Origin of the sequence: Roseofilum capinflatum BLCC-M114, assembly GCF_030068505.1 — a bacterium.
Classification (GTDB): domain Bacteria; phylum Cyanobacteriota; class Cyanobacteriia; order Cyanobacteriales; family Desertifilaceae; genus Roseofilum; species Roseofilum capinflatum.
Window position 1 is genome coordinate 158,238 of the sequence record NZ_JAQOSO010000074.1, and the last position, 9,298, is coordinate 167,535.

A 9,298-nucleotide genomic window follows, 5' to 3' on the forward strand; every position below is an offset into this window, starting at 1 on the left:
TTATGGGAGAGATTGATATTTTAATTGTAGAAGATGAATTGTTGATTGCTAAAGGACTCGCGAGGAAACTCAAAAAACTGGGTTATCAAGTGATGGATATTGTCGCTTCTGGAGAAGAAGCAATTCATTATAGCATAACTCATAAACCAGATTTGATTTTAATGGATATTGTTCTAGAAGGAGAGATGGATGGAATCGAAGCGGCTGAAAAAATCAATGAGTTTCAGTCCATTCCAATTATCTATTTAACCGCTTATGCCGATGATGCGACCCTGATCAGAGCAGAGGAGACCAATTATTATGGTTATTTGCTCAAACCCTGTAAAGAGCGAGAATTGTATGCCACCATTAAAATGGCATTTAAGAAATGGGAAGACGATCAAGTTCTCCGTCAATCGTTAGCGATCGCCAATGCCAAAAATGAAGAAAAATCTCGCTACTTATCCCTGACCTCCCATGATTTGAGAAATCCCTTAACCACGATTCAAGTCTCAGCCGAGATGCTCAAAGACTATGGAGATAAGTTAACGGAAGAAAAGAAACAGAAGCATTTAGACTGGATTCGATCTTCTGTCAAAAATATAAATACGTTGCTCGAAGATATTCTCACCTTGAATCAAGCCGATGCCGGCAAACTATCCTTTGAACCCCAACCCGTGAATGTGGTAGAGTTAAGTGAGTCCATCGTCCATGATTTTGAAGCGATCGCCACAGATGAACATAAAATCATTTTTAAACCTTCAGAACCAGAAATCATGGTTGACTGTGACATTAAGCTACTCTACCATATCCTAGGCAACCTGCTCTCCAACGCCATTAAATACTCACCTGATGGCGGAACCATTACCCTAGACCTCTCTCGAAGCGCTAAGGAAGTAATATTCACAGTTAAAGACCAAGGCATTGGTTTTCCTCCCGACTATCAGGCGAAACTCTTTACCCAATTTGAACGCGCGTCTAATGTTGGCTCGATTAAAGGTACGGGTTTAGGACTCTCCATCGTTAAATATGCCGTAGAATGCCATGGGGGAACCATTAGCCTCTCGTCGGAAGAAGGAGTTGGGACAACGGCGATCTTTACCCTCCCCAGTCTTCCCCCAGTCCCTGTAAACTAGATCGCGCTCTCTAATATGGATCTGCACCCATGAAACTGGTCTGTACCCAAAGTGACCTAAACACCAACCTCTCCCTGGTGAGTCGCGCCATTCCCTCCCGTCCCTCCCAACCCATTCTCAGTAACGTCCGGTTTATTGCCGATCGCCAAACTCAAGAAGTCAGCCTCACCGCCTTTGACCTGAGTCTCGGTATTCAAACCCGTTTCCCCGCCAACGTAGAAGAAGACGGAGACCTGGCGATTCCCGCAAAACTCCTCAATGACATGATCTCCCGACTCCCCCCAGGAGACCTCACCCTAGAAGCAGACTCCGACGACCCAGAAAACCCCGATCCCAACGTCACCATCACCTGCTCCTGCGGACGCTATCAACTGCGAGGACTCGACCCCGAAGACTACCCAGCCTTACCCGTCCTCGAAACCGGCGAAACCCTAACCCTGCCCTCAGCAGCCATTCTCGAAGGGTTGCGCGGCTGCTTATTTGCCACCAGCTTAGACGAAACCAAACAAGTCCTAACCGGAGTTCATTTAACCATTAAAGAAGATAGCGTAGAATTTGCCGCCACCGATGGCCATCGTCTCGCCGTCGTCACCACCAGCACCGAACAAGAGGACGAAGAAAAAGTTACCCCCATTGAGTCCGATAGCCCCTTTGAAGTCACCGTTCCCGGTCGCGCTCTGCGAGAAATTGAACGGATGATTACCTCTCACAAAGACGAAATTAGCATCAATTTGACCGTAGATGCAGGTCAAGTCGTCTTTCACCTCCCCTCCTGTCGTCTCACCAGTCGCACCCTAGAGGGCCAATATCCCGCCTACGAACAACTCATTCCCCAGGTTTTTGAACGGCAAATTGACCTCGATCGCCGGCAACTGTTAAGCTCAGTCGAACGGATTGCCATTCTCGCCGATCAGAAAAATAACGTGGTCATGTTTAGCCTCAACGGTGAAACTCAAGAAGTGATTCTCTCCGTAGAAGCAACGGATGTGGGTTCAGCCACCGAATCGATTCCCGCCACTATTTCCGGAGACGATTTGCAGATTGCTTTTAATGTGAAATATTTTGTCGATGCGCTCAAGGCTATCCCGTCTCAAGAGTTGAAAATTCAGCTCAATACAGCCGATAAACCGGTGATTTTGTCTCCCCTGGGTGGCCTACAAATGACCTGTTTATTAATGCCGGTGCAAATTCGCAGTTAGACGGTCATACCAGGTAGGGTTCGGGGTAGGGGTGCATGATTAACGCACCCAATCAGCTCAGACCGTCCAGTAGGGTGGGCAGGAGGAGAAGCGAGATCGTTCAATTTCTACAAGCAGACCTGCCCACCTTAAGCTGTCCTAGAAAACAGGGGTTTTAGACCCAATTTTTCGATAATACAGAAGCCTATTCCCGTATCCAGGACATCATGGTAGGTTGCCAAGACACTAACTCTTCTTCCTTAAACCATAGGCTAATTTCATTTTGAGCCGTTTCAATTGCATCTGAACCATGGATTAGGTTTCGGCCCACATCAACGCCAAAATCACCGCGAATAGTTCCAGGTTCGGCACTTAAGGGATTGGTTGCACCGATCATTTTCCGAGCTGATGCGACGACTCCATCTCCTTCCCAGACCATGGCGACGACTGGCCCGGAGGTAATAAACTCGATTAAGCTACTGAAAAAGGGCCGTTCTTTATGCACAGCATAATGCTGCTCTGCCAGTTCTCGGCTGACATTGATTAACTTTAAGCCCACTAATGTAAAGCCTTTGCTTTCCAAGCGACTGATGATGTTACCCACGAATCCCCGTTGCACACCGTCGGGTTTAATGGCGAGAAAAGTACGTTCCAAGGTAATCTCCTTTTTAGATAAGCGCCTCCAATTATCTCATTAAACTCAAAATTCCCCATATAGGTTTTGATTGCAATGAAATAGCGCTATAGTCAAAGACTGCAAGCATTGAGTAAAGAACAACCCTAATGGTTATGACTGAGCATTACCAGATTACGTTACTTCCAGGGGATGGCATTGGCCCAGAAATTATCGCTGTGATGGTGGATGTCTTAAAGACGATCGCCGGGAAGTTTGATTTAGAGTTTAAGTTTCAAGAAGCTCTCATCGGTGGATCTGCCATTGATGCTACCGGAACCCCTCTCCCGGAAGAAACCCTGAACATCTGTCGTGAGAGTGATGCGGTTTTGCTGGCAGCCATTGGGGGCTATAAATGGGATAATTTGCCCCGTCATCAACGACCGGAAACGGGATTATTGGGGTTGCGATCGGGGTTAGGATTATTTGCCAATCTACGACCGGCAACCATTTTACCCCAACTGATTGATGCTTCAACCCTGAAACGGGAAGTGGTGGAAGGCGTTGATATTATGGTGGTGCGAGAATTGACCGGTGGGGTTTATTTTGGCGAACCGAAAGGCATTTTTGAGACCGAAACTGGGCAAAAACGGGGCGTGAATACCATGGCCTATACGGAAGGAGAAATCGATCGCATTGCCAAAGTTGCTTTTGAAACCGCCCAAAAGCGAAGCGGTCAACTCTGTTCGGTGGATAAGGCCAATGTATTAGAAGTATCGCAACTCTGGCGCGATCGCGTTACTGCCATGGCTTCCCAATACCCTGATGTCCAACTCTCCCATCTCTATGTGGATAATGCCGCCATGCAACTGGTGAGAGCGCCCAAACAATTTGATACCATCGTTACCGGTAACTTATTTGGGGATATTCTCTCCGATGCCGCCGCCATGTTAACCGGCAGTATTGGCATGTTACCCTCGGCTAGTTTAGGCGCATCGGGCCCCGGAGTCTTTGAACCCGTCCATGGATCAGCCCCCGATATTGCCGGACAAGATAAGGCTAACCCCCTGGCTCAGGTTCTCAGTGCAGCCATGATGTTGCGGTATGCATTGAATCAACCAGCAGCAGCGCAGGCGATCGAAGACGCGGTACAAAGCGTTTTGAATCAAGGGTATCGCACGGGCGATATTATGTCCGAGGGACAGAAGTTAGTCGGATGTCGGGAAATGGGAGAAGCCCTGCTGAAAGCCTTATCGTGATATAGGAGATGGGGGAACCTGGGCGCTCCCTTCGACTCCGCTCAGGGCGCGGCGACCTCCCCCATCCAAACTTGATATAATAATCAACGACCCTTCCCAGTACCATAAACCATGATAGCCAGCTCCTCAGCCTATAAAATTACTTGGGAAAAACTACCGGAGGACTTTATACTCCCCGACGATCCCGTGGATAATATTCATCAACCCGCCCTAGCTGCTGCCCTCACTGAAAGCTTAGACCAAGCTGGAAAATTACCCGAAAAGGCCCTAACGCCTACTAACTATGGCATCTGTGCCACAGTCAATGGCAAAATGGTCGTTAAAGCTCCCGATTGGGCTTATATCCCCCAGATCAGCGTTGAGCGTCCAGAAGTAATCCGCAGTTATACGCCAAACCTACAAGGAGATCTACCCGTTGTTGTCCTAGAGTTTTTATCGGATACTGACGGGGGGGAATATTCGACAAAAGCCACCTATCCCCCAGGCAAGTATTTCTATTACGAACAAATCCTGCAAGTGCCCAATTACGGCATTTTTGACCCGAAAACGGGAGAATTAGAACTCTATCGTTTAGGCAACCAGCAACGCTACGATCGCCAGTCTCCGAATCCAGACGGACGATTTTGGATACCAGAAATGGGTTTATATCTAGGAGTGTGGCAAGGGAGTCGAGAAAACCTAGAGAGCTATTGGCTACGCTGGTGGGATGAACAGGGCAATCTTTTGCTCTGGGGTAAAGAGAAAGTCGAGCAAGAGCGATCGCGAGCCGAAACTGAACGGCAGCAAGCTGAAACTGAACGACAACGAGCCGATGCTGAACAGCAACGAGCCGATCGCCTAGCCGCCCAATTGCGAGCCGCAGGCATTGAAATCAATGAATAATGAACCATAAACCATGATAGCCAGCTCCTCAGCCTATAAAATTACTTGGGAAAAACTACCGGAGGACTTTATACTCCCCGACGATCCCGTGGATAATATTCATCAACCCGCCCTAGCTGCTGCCCTCACTGAAAGCTTAGACCAAGCTGGAAAATTACCCGAAAAGGCCCTAACGCCTACTAACTATGGCATCTGTGCCACAGTCAATGGCAAAATGGTCGTTAAAGCTCCCGATTGGGCTTATATCCCCCAGATCAGCGTTGAGCGTCCAGAAGTAATCCGCAGTTATACGCCAAACCTACAAGGAGATCTACCCGTTGTTGTCCTAGAGTTTTTATCGGATACTGACGGGGGGGAATATTCGACAAAAGCCACCTATCCCCCAGGCAAGTATTTCTATTACGAACAAATCCTGCAAGTGCCCAATTACGGCATTTTTGACCCGAAAACGGGAGAATTAGAACTCTATCGTTTAGGCAACCAGCAACGCTACGATCGCCAGTCTCCGAATCCAGACGGACGATTTTGGATACCAGAAATGGGTTTATATCTAGGAGTGTGGCAAGGGAGTCGAGAAAACCTAGAGAGCTATTGGCTACGCTGGTGGGATGAACAGGGCAATCTCTTGCTCTGGGGTAAAGAGAAAGTCGAGCAAGAGCGGCAACGAGCCGATCGCCTAGCCGCCCAATTGCGAGCTGCTGGCATTGAAATTAATGAATAATATTGATAATCCTGTGAAATTTGCTTTATCCTCTCTTCTGGTTCTGAGTACGGTGGCGATCGCCGCCGCTCCTGCTGTTGCCAATTCTGACATCTTTATTGCTTATCCTGGCGATCGCCATCAAACCACCGCCGATCGCATCTTCCTCATTGGTACAGCTCCCGTGGGTGGAGAAGTTCGCGTTAATGGTGAAGTCATTTCCCGCTCCCCTGGCGGCCATTTTGCCCCCAGTTTTCCCCTGGAAATGGGCGAGAATACCTTTACCCTGCGTCATGGTAACCAGGAAAAGCAGATTACTATTATCCGCAACTCTGCCCTTCCTCCCGCTCCCGTCGGTGTCAACTTTGCCGAAGGATCGCTCACTCCTAGCGTCAACATCGCCAAACCTCCAGGTGAACAAGTCTGTTTTTCGGCCATTGCTCCTAACCAAGCCACCGTCACCGTTACCCTAGGACAACAAACCCTACCCCTAACCCCCCAGTCCTCCCTTCCCGAACTGCCGCCAAACTCTGCTGTCCTCACCGGAGAAAATCAACCCACCACCCTCGAAAGCACTACCTACAAAGGCTGTGCCACCCTTCCCCTCACCTCAGAAGCGCAAACTTTAGGCAAACCCCAATTTACCCTGAGTCTGAACGGACAAACCCTTACTCAAGCCGCTCCGGGAGAAATATCTATCCTTTCCCCTGTCGAATTTCAAATTGCCGAAGTCACCGCCGAAAATGGAGTCGCTCGCACCGGCCCCAGTACCAACTATTCCCGGTTAACGCCCCTTCCCAAAGGAACCCGCGCCCAAATTACCGCCGAAGAAGGGGAATGGCTCAGATTAGACTATGGAGCCTGGATCAAGCGCGAAGAAACACGGATCTTTTCCAGTGCCGCCCCTCCCATTTCCCGTATCCGTAGTATTCGGGGTCGTCAAACCTCTGGATGGACGGAAGTTGTGTTTCCTCTGCAAGTACCGGTTCCCGTCAGCATTCAGCAGCGCCCAAATAGTATCACCCTGAGTTTGTATAATACGACCGCCCAAACCGATACCATTTATCTCAATGATGGCCCGTTAATCAAGCGCCTAGACTGGGAACAGGTTTCACCGACCCGCATCGACTATACATTTGCCCTCAAAACAGAGCAACAATGGGGCTACAAGCTCCGTTATGAGGGCACAACCTTAATTTTGTCGTTACGCCATCCTCCCCAGGCTTCTGGCTCATCCTCGCAACCCTTACAGGGGATGAGAATTTTACTCGATCCCGGCCATGGCAGCGAGAATGATTTGGGCGCAAGGGGGCCAAATGGCTATCCGGAAAAAGATGTGAATTTGGTCGTCTCTAAGCTGTTGCGGGACGAGCTACGGCAGAGGGGAGCCACGGTATTGATGACCCGCGAAGGGGATGATGACCTCTGGCCCCATGACCGAGTGGAGATTATTGAAGCGCAAGAGCCAGATCTCGCCCTGAGCATCCATTATAATGCTCTGCCCGATGCCGGAGATGCGGAGAATACGGCAGGAATCGGCATGTTTTGGTATCATCCCCAAGCTCATAGTTTAGCGGTATTTTTACATCAGTATTTAGTGGAGGAACTTAACCGGCCCTCCTATGGGGTATTTTGGAATAACTTAGCTCTGGCTCGTCCGGCGATCGCCCCTTCAGTTCTGTTAGAGTTAGGCTTTATGATTAACCCTTGGGAATTTGAGTGGATCGTCGATCCCCAATCTCAACAAGAGTTAGCCGAGACTCTCGCCGATGGTATTGTTGTTTGGGTGCATCAAAGCCAACAGTGAGATTACCGGGTGATATCGAGTCCGGTGAATGGGAAAAGACAAGCGGGCAAGATGCCCGCACTCCTGAAATCCCTTGATACCCTTTTCTGTATCTAACCACGGAACAATTGACCAAAACAGAAGGGTTGGCTGAGTCAGTAAACGAAAATTCTTCAAGACACTTTTCCAACCGCCAGAGCGATCCCACTGTGAGTGGACAGAACAATCTCCTTGAACTTTAGCACTTTTTATCTTCTGGGATTCTGAATTATTTAATGACAAAAATGGTTGACTATTCAAACTAATCATTAGATACAGCGCTTTGCGCTGTTATGGTGTACAGCTTTAAAGGCTCAAAGCCATGTACCACAACCCTATTCCCTATTCCCTATTCCCTATTCCCTAGCGCGAAGCGCTGTAAGCACTCATGATCATCTCCCACGGGAGAAGGCTTGCCCTGAGCGTAGCCGAAGGGGGGCTGGGGGATGAGGGCTAAAGAAACCGGATTTCTACGCAAGTTGCGAACTTCAACCAGAAGCTACGTTAGAAACCCGGTTTCTGGATTTGAATTGTTATATCAAATCCGGTTAAACAGTTGTCATTGCGACCGCAGGGAAGCATTCGCGCTTCGCGCAAGCTTCGCTAACGCTACAATTAGCGAGATGATCGAGATTGCTTCGTTCCGCTGGCGCTCCACTCGCAATGACATAGTGGAACTGATGATTCGGATTTAATTGTTCATTGTTCATTGTTAATTGTTCATTGAACCAAACCGATGGAAGGGATAGAAGCGGAAAATGACTTGACCGCGAATTTGTTGGCGGGAGACCACTTGACCGGTAAAGTCGCCGGTATAATCGCGATCGGTGACAATGGCGTAATATTCATCGGCGTTGAGCGTGATGGGGGGTTGGTTAAAGGTGGGGGGTAACTGGATGGAACCCGTATCGAGGAGTTCATCATTGATGAAGACTTCACCCGATGAAATTGCCAGGGTTTCCTGGGGTTGGGCAATAATGTATTTGATAACCCTCAATTCTGACATCTCAAAGATAATCACATTGCCTCGATGGAACGGACGAAAACGGTGGGTTAAGGAGTCAATAAATACGGTGTCTTGAGGGCGTAAAATTGCCTCTAGTCCCACGTTAGCAATGCGTTGAGCAGAAAACGTATCGATGCTTCTGGGCAACCAAGCAGCCATGAAGACTAATATCAACACTAAACCCCAATTTATTTGGTGTGGGGGCAGGGTATAGGCAGGGAGGGTGACTTCTTGGGCTAAATGTTCCCGCAGTGTGTCGTGATAAAAGCGAAACCGTCCCCCCGATTGTTTTAAGATGTCTGCTTGACTGGCTTGAGTGAGAAAGTGTGCATAATTCCCAGGCATGTTTCCCTGACGAGACAACACCCAACGCAGGGCAAAATGTTGGATTAAGGCAACACCACCCCCAGCCAAAAATCCGAGTATTATTCCCATTCCTACCCCGAAAATCAAGGTAGTCGGTACATGAAACTCTTGTCCCGTCGCCCAATTCGGTACAATAAACATGAGCGGGCACAGGAGCATCGCTAACCCGATGGTAATCAGGACTTTATTTCTCGTTTCCCAGATGCCTTCATTGGGCTTTTGTCTTACTTTTAAGTCGGCTCTCAGCCCTCCAATCAGCCCTCCAATCAGCCCGACAATCAGCCCTCCAATCAGCCCGACAATCAGCCCGACAATCAGCCCGACAATCAGCCCGACAATCAGCCCGACAATCAG

At 48.8% G+C, this 9,298-nt stretch carries 8 protein-coding genes; 6 read left to right on the plus strand and 2 right to left on the minus strand.

Features of this window, described 5'->3' with window-relative positions:
- Positions 1-2: 2 nt before the first annotated feature.
- Both PMG25_RS13030 and dnaN read left to right on the plus strand, forming a co-directional pair.
- The gene (locus tag PMG25_RS13030; protein ID WP_283767335.1) at positions 3-1,115 is read left to right on the plus strand and encodes a hybrid sensor histidine kinase/response regulator; all 1,113 of its coding nucleotides are present in this window, start codon (positions 3-5) and stop codon (positions 1,113-1,115) included.
- 29 nt (positions 1,116-1,144) lie between these two features.
- Positions 1,145-2,314, plus strand: a complete 1,170-nt coding sequence (dnaN, locus tag PMG25_RS13035) for a DNA polymerase III subunit beta (RefSeq protein WP_283767336.1) — start codon at positions 1,145-1,147, stop codon at positions 2,312-2,314.
- Between the two features lie 184 nt (positions 2,315-2,498).
- On the opposite strand, the gene ndk is transcribed toward dnaN, so the two are convergent.
- Positions 2,499-2,948: a nucleoside-diphosphate kinase gene (gene ndk / locus PMG25_RS13040; RefSeq protein ID WP_283767337.1), complete on the minus strand. Its 450-nt coding sequence runs from the start codon at positions 2,946-2,948 to the stop codon at positions 2,499-2,501.
- 134 nt (positions 2,949-3,082) lie between these two features.
- On the opposite strand from ndk, the gene leuB reads away from it, so the two are divergent.
- From leuB to PMG25_RS13060, 4 genes are all read left to right on the plus strand, one after another.
- Positions 3,083-4,165 (plus strand): 3-isopropylmalate dehydrogenase, encoded by a 1,083-nt coding sequence (leuB, locus tag PMG25_RS13045; RefSeq protein WP_283767338.1) that lies wholly within the window; start codon positions 3,083-3,085, stop codon positions 4,163-4,165.
- Between the two features lie 111 nt (positions 4,166-4,276).
- A complete protein-coding gene (locus PMG25_RS13050; RefSeq protein ID WP_283767339.1) occupies positions 4,277-5,047 on the plus strand; it encodes a Uma2 family endonuclease in 771 nt (256 codons plus the stop codon).
- 13 nt (positions 5,048-5,060) lie between these two features.
- Positions 5,061-5,768, plus strand: a complete 708-nt coding sequence (locus PMG25_RS13055) for a Uma2 family endonuclease (protein ID WP_283767340.1) — start codon at positions 5,061-5,063, stop codon at positions 5,766-5,768.
- A 13-nt stretch (positions 5,769-5,781) separates the two neighbouring features.
- Positions 5,782-7,554: an N-acetylmuramoyl-L-alanine amidase gene (locus PMG25_RS13060; protein ID WP_283767341.1), complete on the plus strand. Its 1,773-nt coding sequence runs from the start codon at positions 5,782-5,784 to the stop codon at positions 7,552-7,554.
- 730 nt (positions 7,555-8,284) lie between these two features.
- On the opposite strand, the gene PMG25_RS13065 is transcribed toward PMG25_RS13060, so the two are convergent.
- A partial coding sequence (locus tag PMG25_RS13065; protein WP_283767342.1) for a S26 family signal peptidase occupies positions 8,285-9,298 on the minus strand: 1,014 nt, incomplete at its 5' end.